The sequence below is a fragment of the Sulfobacillus thermosulfidooxidans genome (assembly GCF_001280565.1).
Lineage (GTDB): Bacteria > Bacillota > Sulfobacillia > Sulfobacillales > Sulfobacillaceae > Sulfobacillus > Sulfobacillus thermosulfidooxidans_A.
Genome location: NZ_LGRO01000001.1, coordinates 2407459 through 2425468, shown reverse-complemented (window position 1 = coordinate 2425468; position 18010 = coordinate 2407459). Strand labels below are relative to the sequence as shown.

Sequence of the window (18010 nt, the reverse complement as noted above, 5' to 3'; positions counted from 1 at the left end):
GGGCGCGCTATCCTGGGAGAGCCACGGAACGCCCTTGTGGCAGTCGATGGCGACAAGGGCTACAACCCACGATAATTCTCGTGCGGCCCCTGAGCCACAAGACTCGTCAGCGCCCGATCAAATTCGTCAATCATGGTCTGATCTGAATAGTGCTGCACCGATGCCCGACAGGTGTCGGCGCTTGGCAATGCCACGGATTCTCGGATTATGCCCTCCAACACTCGCCGCAGACCCACGATATCCTGCGGCGGAAACAGCCAACCGTTAACGCCATGCTGGACGATCTCCGCGGGTCCAACAGGGCAATGACTCGCAATCACGGGGATTCCGTGCGCCAACGCTTCGACGAGCACCAGCCCGAATCCTTCCCAGTCCGAGGGAAGCACTAAAGCCGTCGCTTCCCCCGCCGCGTCAAACGGATTGTCCTGAAATCCCAACCAATGGATGCGATCCCCCATCCCTAACTGGTTTGCTAACTCCTGCAACAAAGACCGGTCAGGACCATCGCCCACTATTTTCACCTGCCACGGAAGCGCAGTTAATCCCTGCAGGGCGTAAAAGAGCTTGTCCAAACGCTTTTGACGGTTGGCCAATCGTCCAACGTAAAGAAAGGTCGGTATGGAAGGACGTCTTAAGATCTCGACGTGCAGAGACACCCCATTTCGCACCAGGTAGATGGTACCTGAGCCAACGGTTCGCCGCACTTCATCATACAACCCCTTACCGATCGCCACATGGGCATCAGCCAATCCAATGAGATGCGCGCTCCCCGGAAAGGCCCGAAGTGACGCTTGAACCCAACTAACAATCGGCGGTCGCGGCCGCGTGTGTCCTGCTGCGACACGTGTCACCGCACAAAGATAGGGAGCCGCAGCCACGACCACCTCAGGCATGTCGTCGCGCCACTTTTTTTGCAAGCACACCGCCTGACCCCAGGCACCGTCCACCCCAATTAACCGACGATCCTCCGGCGACTCTTCGCCCACAAAATAACGGGCGTTGACCCGGGACTCCCACGTCGAATCATCAGAACGCTCCGGCAGCCACGTGGTTACCTCATGGCCTTTCCGCACTAATCCGGGCACCAATGTCTTCAACAAGATTTCCACGCCGCCTTGACCACTCATATGAGCCGTCACAAACGCAATCCGCATCGGTCTTCCCCTTCTTCTAGATTTGCGTGGGCACTGATCGTGATGAACGAGTCCCCATAGGGATCGGCACAACCGAACGCGGTGCCCCGGTGTCCGGTGGCATGCATCGTAATGGCCCCTCCTTCACAGCCCCCCGGACCGGAAGTGAACGCCTTATGCCGTCACCCCGGGGGCAAGCACTGAGATTGGCTGCCCGAGCAAACGTGCCGAGGATCCCCGGCGACTCTCACTCGTCCATGGCGACACCCGAATAGGCACGAATTTGCTCAAACAGTTGCCAAAACCCTTGGGCCGTCTGGTCCCAGTTAAAGCGTTGCGCATGCCGAATCGCCTGGGCTTGCAACATCGCTCGCTGGTCAGGATCTTGATACAACGTCTCAAGGGCCGCATCCATCGCATCCAGATCCGGCAACGCAAAATCGACCATCCGGGCCGTCGTAAAGTGTCGCTGGGCGGGAACCAAGATCCCGCCCGGTCCCACAACCTCCGTCGTCGCACTATAGTCCTGCGCCACCACGGGCGTCCCACACGCTAACGCTTCGGCATCCGTGAGGCCGAAGCCCTCCGCCATGGCCGTCGACAACTTGACATCCGCGGCATTATACATGAGCGTCAAGTACGCTTTTTCCGACCCTAAAAACGGATCACCGGGATTATGAATGCGAGCCTGCTGCTCCGTCAAGCCATACCGTTGCAACAATACCCGCAAGTCTCCGCCTTGCCCGCGCGGCATGGCATGCATCAGCAAAAAAGCCTCTGGATGACGCCGCCGGAAGCGGTCAAAAACCCGCACCGTGTCGGGATAGTTTTTGCGAATGGTATTGCGGTTAACCGCGACAATGACAAAGCGTCCGGAGAGTCCCAGCACCTCTTTGCAGGCCGCTTTCGAGGTGAGCGCCTGTTTCGTGCCGTGGTGGTTGATATAAATCGGACGGTCAGGCGACGCGGGATACAACACCTCGTGCTCGACGCCATGCCACAAGACTGGCACATCCAGACCGGCCTCGGCCTTTAAGGCGCGCGCCCCATGATGCGACATGGCCACCACAGCGTGTGCCGCCCTTGCCGCGTCCACCCACTCCCGCGGCAAGGGTGTACCATCAATGGGCGCATAGATCACCGTTGGAACGGGAAATCGCCCTTGCAACACTTTCAACCCGTCCACGACCGTATACAGGTCTTGGAGGATAAACAACACATCGGGTTTCACCTTGGATAGCAATTCCGGAAGGCGCCGGATCCCAAACCCATCCCCCCGGTCGACTTTCGTCGCCGGGTAGAGGGCAATGGGGCCGGGCCAGGGATCGCCGAAATAATTGGTGGCCAACGCGGCCAATTCCGCGCCGCGGCGCGCCCACCGCGCTGCCAAATTGGCGGTCACGGTGCCGTACCCGGTATTGGCCCCGGCATCCGACCAAATCAAAATCCGCACAGGTCGTTCCTCCCTTTTCTTGGCGTGTTCTCTGGGGGCCGAGCGCACCCGGTTCAATCCCTGCGATCGCACCCTATAAATCGGGCATTTTCTGTTTGCGGCCCAAGGACGCCCGATCGCGGGTGAGATGTGCCCGACTAAGAGCGCGACTCAAGACGGGTGAACTGGGGAGTCTGGGTCCCCCCTAGCGGGCGGTTCCGAGTCTCTGAGACGTGACGTGGTCGTGGACCCAGGCGGCTTGCGTCTGCAGATACCGAATTTGTTGCGAAATTGCGGCGTTATCCGGCACCACCGTCCGCGCTTGTTCGTACAAGCGCAACGCCTCGTCCCAACGTCCTTTGAGCTTCGCCACGTCCGCCAACCCGACGAGGGCCTTCCACGTCGCAATTTGACTATCAAACGAGACTACGCCCCGGTACGTGGGCGCGTGCTGCAACGCCGTCTGAAATCCTTCCGCGGCGGCATCCAAGAGTGTCACCGCCTGCGCCAGTTGGAGTTGCGCCCGCAAGTACCAGCCTCCCGGAAAGGTCGGGGCGTCCGTGGTTTGCCGCTCGGTCACCGCCAATGCCTCGTCCAAGCGTCCTAGCCGCCACAAGGCTTCGGCCAACACCTGCCGCAGTTCCGCCAACCGCCCATAACCCGGCGTGGCCACCGCCAGGGTTTCCGCCTGCCGCAAGACCTCAACGGCCTCCTCGGTATGCCCAGCGAGAAAGAGATCGCGCCCGAGAAATCCGAGCGGGACCACATCATGGGGCGCCTCCGCCACCGCTTGCCGCAACAACCGAATATTCCGATCCCATTTGCCTTTGCGTTGCACCACGGCGGGGTCATAGCCGGCATGGTCGACGCGAATGCGGACCACCGGGCGCGGCCAGGGTATGAGGGAGGCCCCCGCCGACGGCGGCGCAATCTGTTCATGAATCCGCCCCACCCAGCGAAATCCTTGTCCCACGCGAAACATGCGCGACGAATCGTAATTGGGATCGACCACCGAGCCAATCCGGTTCATTTGGACAATCCGGAGAATGGGCGGCGGGTCAGCCGCGTGGAACAGGCCCGCTACCACGCGCGGGACGGCCACATCCTCAGGAAACAGCCATTCGTCGGCATCCACCCATAAGACCCAATCCGTGCGCACCTGCTCCAAACCAAAGTTGCGTGCTGCACTAAAATCATCCGTCCACTCATACGCCACAACACGCGCCCCCGCCTCCCGGGCCCGTGCCACGGTCGCATCCGTACTGCCCGTGTCCACCACCAGGACTTCGTCCACAGCCGGGATTAACCGGGCCACCGCCGTGCCGATGGTGTCTTCCTCATCGCGAGCGATGAGAGCGGCGGTGACGGTGACGGCGGGCACGGCCAACACCCGCTCCAGCCAGTCCGGCACCGTGGGGGCGACGTGCTGCAGGCGTGCCCAGGTCGCCGGTACCCACGCCGCCGCAGGATCCAGCATCCAGGCGCGATCGTAGGCCGTTCGGGCCGGGCCTCGTTGTCCTAAGTGTTCGAGACTCTCCCCCAGATAAACCCACAACTGCGCGCCCGCGGGAAAGTGCATGAGGCCTTCCACAGCCCGCGCTTGCGCCGCCGACCACCGTCCCGCCCGCAATAACTCCGCCGTCGTCACTTCATACTGCTGCAATGTGGTCTTCTCCATGCCCTTGTGGCCCCCTTGTGTCGCCCAATCACCAAGCTCAAACAAAGGCCGGCCCGTCACCGGACCGGCCCCTGCCCCCATGCTACCGACAATGCCTTCGGATTAAGTGGAAATGATCCTCCGATCTTATAATCCCGAGTTCACGGCGGTATCGGTCACCCCGTCTCCACTGATCGTCAAGGTATCTGTCACATCGTAGTCTGGTGCTGATCCCGTGGCGCTTGATAGCGTCTCATTCCCCGCCGTGTAGGTCAACGTCGCCTCGCCGCTCGAGAAGGTGAGAGTGCCCGACGACAAATCCGACCCCGAAATCGAGCCGCTCTCATCAACATCCCCGGTTCCTCCATCATTGGTGGAACTGAATGACACAGTAGCACTGGGTACGGTGGTGATCAGGTAATCATATTGATCCAGTGTGGTGACCGTCACCGTGCTAGTTGTTCCCGCGGCCGTACCCACAAATCCAGAAATGGCGTACGATGCCAGTGTCTGCGTCGCATCTCCCACGGTATACGATCCACTCGTGCCATTCACGTAGTACACGGTCACACCCGTGGAGCCTGCCGGCACCTGAACTTGCTCGATGTCGGCCCCGGTCGGCGTCAAACGGAACGCGCCGGTAGTAATGGCCGTGGTCCCCGAGGGATTGGCGGTCAAGTCGACCGTGATGGTAGTCGGCGCCACCACCGGATTGCCTCCCGCATCCACCGGCGTCACCGTGAACGCCACAGGCGTGTTGGCCGCCACCGTCACCGGGCTCGTGACCGCGGTGCCATTCTCAAACAGAGCCATGGTGCTATACGATCCCGGCACCACGGAAATACTGGCACTGCCCGAGGCGGCCGGCGACACCGCGCTATCTGTGGCCGTCACCGTCGCGGTGCCTTCTTTGCCGGCCGTCGCCACAAAGTCAAAGCTGCTCGCGGTCGTCCCCGAGGTCGCCGTAAACACGTAGGTTCCCGTCGTCGAACCCGCCGCCAGAGTTCCGCCCGTTACAGATCCAGTTGTTAACGTCAACCCGCCCGAAACGGTAACTGTCGCACTGCTGACTCCCACCGGGTTCCCATACTGGTCTTTAAACGTCACGGTCCCGTCGACCGTGTTACCCGCTTGCGCGTAGCTGGGACTGCCGTAATCCACACTCCCGGAAGTGGCATCGGTCAGCGTAATAGCTGCCGTGGTCGGCACCGTGGAGGTAACGGTAACCGTGGTCGCGCCTGACGTACTTGCCAATCCACTCACGGCGGTATACGTCGACGGAATCATGCCGGTGATGGTAAATTGCTCACCCACATAGGGCTGCATGCTTACCGTTGCTGAGGCGGTGCCCTGGCTATTGGTATCAACGGTCACACCGGATGTGGCCGTGGTGGCCCCGCTCGTGCCATTAATCGTGGCGGTTCCCGATCCCCCCGTGGCGGAATAATAGAACACCACCGGCACGCCACTCAACGCCACCGGATTGCCATATTGGTCTTCCAACTGGGCCTTCACTACCGTCGCCGCGTTCGCTTCGGGTACTTCTTGCGCCGTGCTGCTCACCACCAATTGGCTTGGGGCTGCTGCCGTTTCCGTCACGGTCAGACTGGCACTGCTTAAGGCGTACGTGGCACCGCTGGGGCTCGTCACGGTAACGACATAGGTTCCGGCGTCCGCGCTGGTTCCAGTATTACTGAGGGTCAACGTGGCTTCGGAGGCGTTATTCACGGTAGTCAACGGCACGGAGACACTCGGCGCTCCACTGGTCAAGGCCGTGCCATTCACCAAAATGTTCGTCGCCGTCTGTCCATTGTGCGTCACGGTGACGTTCACGGTGCCGTTGCTGTCCACCACGGGCGTCCCATTGGCATCCGTGACCACCGCCGTCACCACGGTGCCACTAGATCCTTGGGCAAAGGAGGGAGTCTTATCGGTCAATTGAATGGCTGCCGGGTTCCCTGCAACCACCGCTTGGATGGCCGTGTAGGTGGTCGGCAAGTTCGGGGAGGAGACGTCGACATAGATGGTCCCGCTTTCTCCGGTGACCGAATCCACCGTCGCACTGGCCGCCGTGGGACTGGTTGTGCCATTGCCCGAAAACGTGGTCGTCGCCGATGTTGCGCCATTAACCGTTCCCGGCCCACTACGGTAAAGGTCAGCGGATAGGTGCCGCTGAGCATCGGATTGCCTAATTGGTCAACCACTTCGGCTTGTACCGGATCGGCACTGGATTGGTTCACCGCCACCCGTTGGGTGCTCGGAGTCACGATGATTTTGGTTGCCACCTGCGGAATGGTTTTCACGGTGGCGGTACCCGTCGCCACGCCCGACACGGGGCTGCCCGCAGTCGGCGTTAGGTCACTGGCGGTAAAGGTGTCGCTCAATCCGGCCACAGTCCCCGCGTCCACCACGAAGGACCCCTTGCCTTGGCTGAGCGTGAGGGTGCCGCTAGTCCCGCTAAAGGTGAAGTCGCTGGCTTGACCCGTGGCGGGAGCAAACTTGACCCCACTGCCGGAACTGGCAATGGTGACCGTGCCATTAAAGTTGGCCACCGGGTTCCCGTTCGCATCGACAACCGTCGCGGTGATGGTGTCGGTCGCTTGACCGTCGGCAACGAGGCTCGACGACGCAGCCGAGAGTTTCACGGCCGCTGCTTGACCAAACGCGTCAAATGTGGCTTTGGAGAATTCCGAGAATTGTGCGTCTTGAGGTGCATTAAGGTCTTTAGCAAACAAGACGGCTTTATAATCACCCGCCACATCTGCGGTTACGGAGAAGTCTGGTGAGGACTGGTAAGGACCGCTTGAGAACCATGTGCCGTCAGGTTTTTGAATCCAGAGTTGATAGACCGGATTAGTGAGGTTCTTGGAGCTGGCGGTGAAGTTCAAGGTCGTTCCAGGTGCTACGTTGGTAAGACTCGGAGCGGTTAAGGTAGCGCTGGAGTCCACGTTCACAAACTGGTTAGTGTTGGTGGCTTCTGAGTCGACCGGAACGCTTTGCCCCTTGTCTTTTGCGTAGACGACAACTTCATAGCTTCCTTGCTCCAAAGGAGGTAACTGGAAGGTGTTGCTGGTGCTCCAACTGGATCCATGCCAGTTTCCATGGGGCCCTTCGTACCAGAATTGGAATAAAGGCGTGCCAGAACCGGTTTGTTGAGTGGTTGCCGTGAATGATACCGTATTGCCTACCGCCACAGTACCTTGTTCGGAGCTTAAGCTCACGCTAACCACGGCGGGAGCACTGGCTGCAAAGGCACTCGCAGCAGGCAGCATGGACAACAAAAGCATAGAAGAGCCAAGCGCTACTCCACTGGCTTTTTTCGAAATGTTTTTAGCCAAGGTTGAAAAACCTCCTCAAAATGAGTCCTGCATTGAAATTCACTTGCATGAGAAACTGTTTGGTGTTAAATTTCTGTGTCATCCTTCCGGATTACCCGGAGGTTCTTGCTTCGTTCCGGGCTTAATCCCGGCCACGTTATCGAGATAATACTCCAGAGCCGCGTTGACTATAGCCACTTGGCTTTGGCCGGTCTCATAGGACCTGCGTAAAAGCCGTTCTTTAAGCTCAGGTGTAAGGCGGACTTGGAATGATACGTAGGCGCGGGACCGTCCATAAAAATTGGCCACAACGTACCACCTCTCACCTCCTGCAACTTTCAGGAATTGCCTGAATTTGGTTGCTTTTTTAGACGCGAGGCTCGTCTTCTCCTGCCTACCCGAAAGGCGAACCATTCCATTCACCAATCCATTGTGGGTGGTTTCAACCTTTCTACCAATCAATTCGTGGTCAGTTTGGAAAATCCTCTTTTCATTGGGAGATTTTTCTCGAAAAAAGGAGAAATATCCCGATGGAGGAATGATATTCCTGAACCATTCATAATGTTACTCATTACGCTGGATGGGGTCAATAGTGGTATCAACCATTATTCCAACGTTTTCATTGGTTAATTACCCAAAAAAGCGAAAGAAGGCGACAATATTCGTCCCTTCCTTCGCTATATGTCGTAGAGATTTATGAACAGGTACCAGATATTCCGTCGAAATAAATCGTATAAACAGTACCTGCAGGACCAGAAATTGGCACAGAAATTGTTGCCGTGTTATTTGTGCTCGCCGTTGTGCTGATTTGATAAATTGCACCCGGTTGCCCGTTATTTATGGATGCTTGAACATTACTGGGCACAACGCTCACACTTAATCCTTGGGGAATTGGCTCGGACCCATTAGCTAAGACAATCGTCAATGTCCCTGATGCCAACGATGCCGTAATGGCGGGACTTGATGGCGTCATCAATGTGACCGTATTTTTCGCTGCTTGGTCCTGAAAATCCATTACGGCAGATGTGACGCCATCATCCGTGACAGGCTCTATGCTCACTTGATAGATTTGGTTATTGAAATTGAACACGGGGTTTGACGATGCCAAGGTTAAAGTGATGGTATTTCCCGAGGCGGTAGCATGGGCAATTTGGTACATCTGATTCGTACTCACATCTTCGAGTTGAAATTGTGATCCATTGCTCAACAAAGTCTTGGGATTGACCCGCCGGCTCATGGTCAAAATCACCGTGTTGGGAACGGTACTGCCACCGATCTGGGCATTGACCAGCGCCATTTGTACGCCTTGTGCATTTTGCCACTGAATCAGGGTCGTATGAGGCTCGTGCCCAGGAAGACTGGCCGCCACTTCATCAACTTCTCCCACACTGCCCCCGCTTAAAAACACCTGCGCCATGCCTTGCGCATTCGTCACGCTCTGCGAACTGCTTAACGTTGCCGTTCCCCCTGATGACGGCCATAGAGTAAAGTTCACAGACTGACCCACCACAGGATTGCCAAAACTATCGGCCACTTTGACATCAATGGGCACGACAGTTCCGATGGCGGCAAGCGAAGAAGGAACACAAAGTTTTAAGGTGCCGCCATTGGCTAAATAATTTATGGACATTTCGGCCGGTGCAATTCCGGAAATGGGACCTTGTCCGGCATCAGGTTGACCCGCGATTTCCAAGTTCGGTTCGTCAGCGTTTGGGGAAACCCAGATGTTTTGGTTCCCTGCCTGATCCGAGTTCACTCGGATGACTCCGACTTGGGTCTGGCCATTAGATACCGTGACAGCCTCTCCCACGCCTTTTTGTGACAGAGTAAGCGCGATATTCGTCAACGGCACTGCATGGCCGGATGCCGTTAGTCCTTGGGCCATGACCCCGATTATGTGCGTACTCCCGGCATGAAAAGATAAAGCGGGCATCGTCATGTCGTGCCAATGCCAGCTGACAAAATGAATTTTTGCCGCTGTAAAGGATCCTAGCCCCGCCACATCGCGCAAAGAGACCTGCTCCCCGGGACTGCTGGCTTCCACCATCGCGGCGGCGGCATTGGCAGCACTAAGAGTGAGCGTAGCGATGCCTTGGCTATTGGTCATGGCGTCTTGTTGAATCACATTGACACCACCTTGCACCAACCAATTGACCGGGGCATCTGGTACCTGGTTGCCGGCTTCATCCGTGACCAAGGCTTTGATCTGTACCTGTTGTCCCGCCACCGCATACTGGGAAACAAAATCGGTTGCTGGGGTGTTAGCTATCCAGCCCATATAGGAATAAAGGGTGTCGCTGGGACGGGGAAAATGGCCAGGACTCACTTGAGCAACCAGTTCCGTTTGTCCAGCGTGCTGCGAAGAGAGCGTCCAACGATTTTCATGGCTACCTGTGCTAAACAGTAAAGACGTCAAAGATGCGGGCGTAATCGGTATGGCAACAGGTCCTTGATTCGACGGGTTGATTAACACATTTTGGTTGGCGCCATTATTGGTGGTAGGAATCCAATAATAGGCTTGGGGTTGGTTGTTGACGAGTTCTTCCAACACAGCATTGCCGACCTCCGGGAATGCTGGCACTTTATACTGGTACACCACGTTAGAGGAATCAGATACCGCATTGTCTCCAACATATAAGGCCGCCTCTTGGGACGAAAGGCTTTGCCAGGGCCCATATGTGATGGGCACAGAAGACCAGGTTACCGGCAATGAGGCCGGTAAGACTTCGGTCCCAGGGTTTTGCCCAGCATCTACCACCACCGAGCCGATGTCAACGCCCGTTGCCTTGGCAGGATTGACAACGGGCCCTGATTGCAACTGAAAAGTTATTTGTCCACCCACGGGTGACGCGGGAATTTGAAGGACCTGGTTATTGAAGCTCACAGGTCCAGTAATGGTTTTAGACCATGTGGGGCTAGTATTACCCCCCTCAGTAAAATTCACCGTGAATGACGATCCGGAAGACAAGCCCAGTTTCGTCAAGTCAATACTCGCCGCATCGAATCCGAAATCAATAGTAATGGTGGGAAGACCTTGTGCAGACGAAGTCTCCATCACATCCGGGCCATAGGCTCCCGAATCATAATTTACCGGTATCGTGAGGATCCCGTGTTGAGAGGCAACCGGTAAAAGATAGTGGCCTTGAACCTTTATGGTGCTTTCATATCCGGCTGTTTCCCAAGGCAGATAGGCAGTTTGTTGGACCCCGGTATTGCGGTAGAGAGATTCTTCACATATATGAGACAGATTAGCCGATGTCATATCTAAATTGGGCGGAATGTAGGCCGCATAGGCAATGGTCCGAGAAACGGGATCCACCAGGGCATCTTGCGGCAAGGAAACTGTGTAGCCCACAAGAGTCAGCGCTGAGGCATCTTGGGCGAGTTGCGATGAGGAAGGGTCTGTGGGATTGGTAACGTATAGATCTGCTATCGCCACGCCGTTTTGATTGGTATACGTTTCGTCATTCAATCCTTGGGCAAAACTGACATGGTCATTCGGATTGGAATCATTGGTGGCGGTAAATAACACGGGAACATCCGCTACCGGTTGCTCATTCGCATTGCGGACTACCGCTTCAACTTGCGCCACATGACCGAGCAATAACGCGTTAGGATTACCGAGTTCCAAATTGGGATTGGCCAATTTGACCTGAAGCTGGTAGCCTTGGGGCATAAAAGGCGCCACCGTCAATGTTTGATGAGTCCACACGGCATTCGTAGCATTATTGGGCGCCATTAAATCTTTCGCATAGACCACGATATGATATGTCCCAGGACGTGAGGGCGTATATGTCCATCCTGACGATGAACGGTAATTCCCACTGGCACTCCACTCACGTTGCGGATTCTCGATCCAATATTGATACACGGGCTGAACGAGATGTTGAGCCTGAGCGTGAAATAATACCGCATTACCAGCTGTCGCCGTGGGAGGCGATGAGAGCGAGACTGCACTATCATGATTGATAATTACTGTTTGAGCTAACGCACTATGCCATTTCCCCATTTCAAGAGCCTTTTGATCAAGCGCGTAGACTGTCACCACCTCACTGCCCGAAGATGCGGATAGAATCAAATCATTTTTCGGTGAATAATTTTGCATCATCGACCAACCATGATGATTTTCTACCCAAAATTGATATTCCACCAAGCCTCCGGGATCGCTGCCGTGAGCTAATATCATGGTGCTCTGATCATTGCCCGGCGTTTCACTAACGGTTAATGATGCAACAGCCGGAAGATTTGCCGCTTGGGCAATAGGCGCCAAAAACACCTCGCCTTCCACCACCAAACTGAGAATCAGACCCATCATTCCCCAAAAGCGTCTCAATACAACCCATCCTCTCCTCATTCTATGAACTCCCGTCAGTCAGTAGACCCGACTGACTTCGACATAATTCGACAATAATAAGGGAAGTCCTTTTTGAGGATGCGATCCAATTTCAGACAAATTAGGAAATGATGTAAGTTCAGTCTCTATAAAAAATCTCCTAAAGAAATCCTCGACACCCTATGGGACGCGGTAAAAAACCCGGTCTCTGTGAAAGAGACCGGGCACTAACCCAACAGTATCTAAATGGGAAACAAGTAGGTTATTTCAATACATCCAGCGTGTTGGTGTTGTCGTCCGTGAAGTATACGTTCAATTGGCCGTTGTTGTTCATCGCATAGACTCCGAAGAGTGCCGAACCTGCGCCAGTTGTGGGGTTAACGGGGGTGTTATCCAGCACTTTTTGTCCTGCCACAAACGCATTGCCATTGTTCAAGTCGATTTCTACCAAGTTATTGTTGCCTTGGTTCACCACCAGCAAGTCGCCATTCAAGGGGTCGAGGGTAATTCCCACTGGAGCATTCAAGGCGCCGCCTTGGTAGATGAGCTGTCCTTGTCCCTGATTCGGAGTGTTGGGTCCATTCCAGTAGAACGCTCGAATAGAATTGTCTGCGGTATCCGTGACGTAAACCATATGGGTGGTAGGGTCATAAACCATCCCTTGCGGTCCTTGCACATTATTGGCATTCGTTCCCGAGTGTGCGAGGCCGCTACCAATTTCGAGGAACTTGGTGTCGGTGTTGAAGTTGGGCGGAGCAAATCCATACATAGCATCGATGGTACCATTAAGTGCATTTGTCACCAAGAAAGCTGGGTCTGTCGCATTGGGTACGAAAACTTGTCCCCATGGTCCATCCAGATTCGAGTTGGTAATAATGCTGCCTCCATTGGGGAAGGTCGCTCCATTGGGCGCCAACACTTCATCATTACCGTTGGTGCCATCGGTTCCAAAATTAGCTATCCATAACGGCCCTTTAGGACTGACCGCCAATGCGACGGGACCATCCGCCGTGCTGGCAAAGGTCTTAACTGCACCTGTAGTGGGGTTAATAGCTTCGATGGTCGTACCATCGCCATTGGTTCCAGCTTTATTGGAGAAGTTGGATACTAATAAGTCACCGTAATAGGGGTTAGGCGCCGTTGTGCTACCTTTAAAGCTGTCAAATGTCAAGCCATAAGGGTTTTGATCTCCGTTTGTGCTATCCACCGTACTGGCAACTGTATCAATGGTATTGAGCTGGCTAATGTTGCCGCCATAATCGCGCATCGTTACCCATGTGGGTTGATAGGTGACTGAGGGTGCTGTCGCACTGCCAGTGGCTGCAGTCAGGCCTGAAGCGGTCAATTGGTCGGTTCCCGCCGTGGTACCGGCCATCACTTGAACTTGACCCATACCATTTTGAATCGGAACCTGAACAGAATTCACGGCGTTTCCTGACGCATTCATTAAGAGGCTCTCTGTATCACTCACGGTTACGGTGCCATTGAAGTTGGTTACGGGTTCCCCTTTTGCATTAAGCACAGTTACCATCACAGGATCTACACCGCCACTGGATGTGTGCAAGCTGCTGACAGCGGGTGATAATACGACCATAGCGGCTGGGGTTGAAACGGAAATGGTAGTGGTCTTACTTGCTAAAGCACCGACGTAACTGGATACGGCGGCAGGAGGTTTGGCAAACGCCACAAATTGATAACTGCCATTTCCCGTTAACGGTACGGTAAAAGTATTCCCTGCCTGATAATTACCACTGGCATGCCAGTTACCTGTAGGAGTTTTCCACCATAATTGATACACGGCATTGCCAATGTTCACCGCATTCACGGTGACCGTTGCTGTAACGGTTCCTGATGATGAGGTGGTTGATGTCACATTCAGAGATACAGAAGCATTCACATATAAACTGTCTGGTGTTGTCGGCATTGCCATCGACCAGTCGCGAGCCTGGACCTCGCTTTGGTTGAGCGCATAAGCGACCACTTCATAGGTACCGGCTTTGACATTATTCAGAGTTAAATGATTCGATGCGGAGTAATTTTGTGCCACCATCCATTGTCCAGCAGGTGTTTCCACCCAAAATTGATATTCTGTCGTTGCGGTAGCAGATGGATCTTCAACCGTATAAGTAACACTTTGACCTGCACTTGCTAATTTGCTGCTAGCCATCAAAACCGGCATGCTCGAAGCCGCAAAGGCTGTCAGGGGTAATACCGCTAATGCCGCCGTTGTAGATGCTAACGCTAGCCCAGCACTTTTTTTCAATGTCATAAAAACGCCTCCCAAAATCCATTGACCCATATCATGACGCATTGAAGAGAAAATCATATCTTCTATTAATGAATACGAAATATTTTCCAATACGGATGCACAGATGCCGAGAAAAAATAAAATAAATATTTTCTGGGTTTTGGTTCGGACAATTCAAACTGCTAGGGCCTTGAAAGAGGACTTTGCCAACCGGTGGCGAATGTTTAGGAATAATTGTTGACGGCTTCTTCAGTGGTTTTCGTAGGATTTCAAGGAGGACATCTTAGTGCTTGCTCATTCGCTACTCATGCTCTTATCCACGGCAATCGGATCTCTTTCCCCTTCTTCGGCACCTGCTGTTCCCGTGGTTCATCTCAACAGTCTTAACACCCAAGTAATCAAACAATTACCGCCGACCACCTTTTATCACGGGTCATCGCTCGTTGCCGACTTGCATCACTTACAAGATTTGTCCCGTCCCAAAACATTATCCATCTTGGTCGACAGCCCCAGTAAAATCCAGTCCCTAGAACGCTATAGCCAGGCGGTTAGTCAAGTAGGCAATCCCCTGTACCACCATTTTTTGAGTCCGCGGGCACTCATGAAACGGTTTGGCCCTTCGCCCACACAGTGGAATGAGGCTTTTCACAGCATTGAAGCCGCCGGCTGGCACATTCAAGGGAGGCAGGGATTTTTGGTCACGGTAAGTGTGCCGGCCCATGTTAATAACCCAGCCATACCCGTTTCCCCCGATATTTGGAGTGTGAATGGACTTCAGCCCATTCACATTGTTCACCAAATCCACATGTCCAAGGTGCACGTGTTGCCCAGATCCCGCAGCACGGTGACAGTTCGTCCGGAAAATTCGGGACAAGTGGGATCTCTCAGTGCCTTTCAATTCAACGAAACCCCCACATATCTTCAACAATTTCCTACCGGTTCGGGCGATGTCATCAACTTACTCAGCTGGAATCCCGATATTACCCAGGCGATTCCTGCAGGGTTGCCCTTTAATATGTTTGTAGCAGCCCAAAATAGTCAGGGAACGCCTGTGAGTATCATGCAGGTCAATCATCTTTCCGCATCCAGCAATGTGGGCGTCTATGGACCCGCCACCGCGTTGCCCGCATCGAATGGGACTATTTGGCAAATTGAACTCGCGGGTTACTCGGCTTCGTCTGCAGTCAGTAGCATCTCGATGACGGTGACACTAAGCGATGGACAAACAGAAACTATCCAAGGGACCCTTCCTCCTTTTTCCGGAAACGCTTCCGCATTAAACACCTTAACGGGTCCCGAGCTTAATACGTTAACGGGTAACGCGGCCTTTAGTCACATGCAAGGGCCGGGGTCACCTGTGGCCTTATATGTGCAAGGTCAAATTCCTAGCTTGGCCGATCTGCAACAACTTATGACGCAAGAAAGTTTGCCCATGCCAACGGTCAATTTTCATTATGAAGATGGCGCTACCGCCTCCATGACGAGTCAACAAGACTTGCCCGAATCGAACATCGATATCCAAGCCGTGGCGTCGATTGATCCCGGCACGTCGATTGAAGAATATGTCTTTCCTGCGAACGATCCGACTGACCCGTTAGCGTCATTTCTCAATGATTTGGCTCAACAATCTAGCGCAAAAATTGCTTCCATATCCTACGGATTCTTTGGCATTGACCCTGCTAGCATTACGCCCCTGGTCGATGCTTGTACTGCAGAGGGCATCACCATTGTGAATGCCAGTGGTGATCAAGGTGCATGGGATAGTGGATCGGATCCGGGACCTGTAGGCATTGATCTCATGGATGCCCAAGCAGAAGTGCTGTCCGTTGGAGGCTTAGATATCGCCTCCCCAGCGCAATTTGACCAATCGGGAAATATGACCTCAGTCAGTCCTCCGCCCCTTGCCAAAGCCTGGGGCGGGAATTACCTCAATGGCTTGCCCACAGCCATTGCTCAAGCCTATACCGCACCCAATGCCGCATCAAGCGGCGGATATGGCTCAAATCCTATCCCTTCCTGGCAAGCTCCTTTCTTACCAGCCACAGCCCCAGGCATTGGAGCTCCTGACATTGCTGCCCTTGCTGGCATCCCGGGATTCCTCGGAATTAGCGGTGGGCAACAAGTCGCCATGGGGGGCACTAGTTTAGCCGCTCCTTTAACCGCTGGTTGGCTGTCATTATTCGAAAACTTTACCGGCCAAGTAAGCGGGATGGGGAATATTAATCCCTGGCTTTATCAGATGGCGGGCACTCATCCTAGCGACTTTACCCAAGCCCAGTGGGGCAGCAATGGGGTTTACCAAGTCAGTTCTTCACAAGATGGGACATGGAATCCAGTTACAGGCTTAGGACTCCCCAATTGGTACCAGCTCGCTTTATCCCTCTCCTCAAACGTTGCCACCCATCTAGTCATTCAACCCAGCCAATCTCATGTCAATATTGGCCAACCCATCACGATAAGTGTCAAGGCCCTCACCGCATCTGGGTCAGTCACCGGCCTTCTGCCGGGCTCCGTCGTCATTACATCAAGCGATTCTCAAGCCACTTTACCCTCGACTCTCAACTTAAGTGGGGGAACGGGACAATTTTCTGTCGTCTTCAATAGCCCTGGAACCCAAAGCATCACCGTAGCAGTGCAAAACAGTGGGCAAACCTTGTTTCAAGCTTCAACGTCTGTCCATGTGAGTGATATTGGACTGTCTTTGCCCAATAATCCAGCCATCGGCACCCCGGTTGAAATTCAGGCCACTGGCGGCAATGACACCACCGAATATCAGTTTTGGGTGCAAAATCCGGCAACAACCCAGTGGACGTCATCGGGTGCCTTTAGTTCCCGCTCCTATTGGACGCTAAAAGAAACGGTTCCCGGACTCTATTCGGTTCTTCTTTACGTGAAAACCTCGCAAGGAACACGGCTCGCTGCAACGGGACATATCACCTTTGTGAATCAGAGCCAAATCCCCATGGTCTCAGGATTGACGGTAAACAGTCCTTCAACTCGGTTAGCCCAAGGGGCTTCCATTACCATTACTGCCCAAGCTCAGGATCCGGATGGCGTTGCCGAATATCAATTTTGGATCCATGGACCCAATAACCAGTGGAAAATGGTACAAGATTATTCGCCCGGTAATATCTTGTCCTTGACCGATCTGGCTTCCGGGAGTTATGTCATTGCGGTCTATGCCCTGGATAAAACGCAGGTTGCGCAGGGATTATTCAACGAGGCTTACCGCTCGTCGACGGTTATTGATGTGAATAGTCATGTTTCTCTCAATGCCCCTAGCACCGCCACAATCCAAAATCCGCTCACCATAACCGCGAATTCTTCAGGGATTACCCATCCCGTTTATCAGTTTTGGTATGAGACCCCTAGCGGTCAATGGATGGCCAGCGGCAATTACCAAACGCAGGCATCATTTACATTTACCCCCTCTCAAACGGGAACCTATCACATCGTCGTTTACGCCAAAGATCCTTATGCTCCTGCCACGGCTGCCTATGCTCTAGCAGCCAAAAGCACAATAAGCGTGTCTTAATGTCACACAAGAAACACCAATCAAAAGAGAAGAGCATAGAGACGAACGTTGAAGAGAAACCAAGAGGGATGGACTTGCCGCCAGAGTGAAAGAAAGCACTCCGCGGAGCTGAGGGTTTCCCACAAGTCTCCGCGGAGCTGAGGGTTTCCCACAAGTCTCCGCGGAGTCTACGCCCCTTAGGGCGCCTAACGTCCAGCACTTCCTCTACTTTTTTAAGCTCGAACCTTCAAGGTTATTCCTGGCTTTATCAGAATTGTTGTTCTTGTCGATGTTAATAGTCCGTCATAATAGAAGCTTGAGGATCTCCTAAGGGATAGGGTACCGACTCCTTACGCGAAAGAAAGAAGTAACGTTT

At 54.0% G+C, this 18010-nt stretch carries 9 protein-coding genes; 1 reads left to right on the top strand and 8 read right to left on the bottom strand.

What is annotated here, in order from left to right:
* Positions 1–59 precede the first annotated feature (59 nt).
* The 8 genes from AOA63_RS11910 to AOA63_RS11875 form a co-directional block, all read right to left on the bottom strand.
* On the bottom strand, positions 60–1154 hold the full coding sequence (locus AOA63_RS11910; RefSeq protein ID WP_053959902.1) for a glycosyltransferase: 1095 nt from the start codon (positions 1152–1154) through the stop codon (positions 60–62).
* The gene (locus AOA63_RS20375) at positions 1136–1261 is read right to left on the bottom strand and encodes a hypothetical protein (RefSeq protein ID WP_278276979.1); all 126 of its coding nucleotides are present in this window, start codon (positions 1259–1261) and stop codon (positions 1136–1138) included. The genes AOA63_RS11910 and AOA63_RS20375 overlap by 19 nt, the downstream gene beginning before the upstream one ends.
* Positions 1262–1380: 119 nt before the next feature.
* On the bottom strand, positions 1381–2586 hold the full coding sequence (locus AOA63_RS11905; RefSeq protein ID WP_053959901.1) for a glycosyltransferase family 4 protein: 1206 nt from the start codon (positions 2584–2586) through the stop codon (positions 1381–1383).
* A 184-nt stretch (positions 2587–2770) separates the two neighbouring features.
* Positions 2771–4243, bottom strand: coding sequence for a tetratricopeptide repeat-containing glycosyltransferase family 2 protein (locus tag AOA63_RS11900; RefSeq protein ID WP_053960686.1), 1473 nt, complete (start codon positions 4241–4243; stop codon positions 2771–2773).
* Between the two features lie 1913 nt (positions 4244–6156).
* Positions 6157–7560 carry a hypothetical protein gene (locus AOA63_RS11890; RefSeq protein WP_053959899.1) on the bottom strand — a complete coding sequence of 468 codons (1404 nt, stop codon included), beginning with the start codon at positions 7558–7560 and terminating at the stop codon, positions 6157–6159.
* 78 nt (positions 7561–7638) lie between these two features.
* Positions 7639–7848 carry a hypothetical protein gene (locus AOA63_RS19030; RefSeq protein ID WP_076006115.1) on the bottom strand — a complete coding sequence of 70 codons (210 nt, stop codon included), beginning with the start codon at positions 7846–7848 and terminating at the stop codon, positions 7639–7641.
* 385 nt (positions 7849–8233) lie between these two features.
* Positions 8234–11854: an Ig-like domain-containing protein gene (locus AOA63_RS11880; RefSeq protein ID WP_053959897.1), complete on the bottom strand. Its 3621-nt coding sequence runs from the start codon at positions 11852–11854 to the stop codon at positions 8234–8236.
* A 280-nt stretch (positions 11855–12134) separates the two neighbouring features.
* Complete coding sequence (locus AOA63_RS11875) at positions 12135–14141, bottom strand: hypothetical protein (RefSeq protein WP_139061587.1); 2007 nt, start codon at positions 14139–14141, stop codon at positions 12135–12137.
* A 265-nt stretch (positions 14142–14406) separates the two neighbouring features.
* Here AOA63_RS11875 and AOA63_RS11870 point away from each other — a divergent pair, with 265 nt between their 5' ends.
* On the top strand, positions 14407–17655 hold the full coding sequence (locus AOA63_RS11870) for a protease pro-enzyme activation domain-containing protein (protein ID WP_053959895.1): 3249 nt from the start codon (positions 14407–14409) through the stop codon (positions 17653–17655).
* Positions 17656–18010: the final 355 nt, after the last annotated feature.

Bases quoted from the DNA above. Each gene is read 5' to 3' on its own strand.
- AOA63_RS11900 (WP_053960686.1), bottom strand. From the start codon at position 4,243: ATGGAGAAGACCACATTGCAGCAGTATGAAGTGACGACGGCGGAGTTA.
- AOA63_RS11910 (WP_053959902.1), bottom strand. From the start codon at position 1,154: ATGCGGATTGCGTTTGTGACGGCTCATATGAGTGGTCAAGGCGGCGTG.
- AOA63_RS20375 (WP_278276979.1), bottom strand. From the start codon at position 1,261: ATGCATGCCACCGGACACCGGGGCACCGCGTTCGGTTGTGCCGATCCC.
- AOA63_RS11880 (WP_053959897.1), bottom strand. From the start codon at position 11,854: ATGATGGGTCTGATTCTCAGTTTGGTGGTGGAAGGCGAGGTGTTTTTG.
- AOA63_RS11875 (WP_139061587.1), bottom strand. From the start codon at position 14,141: ATGACATTGAAAAAAAGTGCTGGGCTAGCGTTAGCATCTACAACGGCG.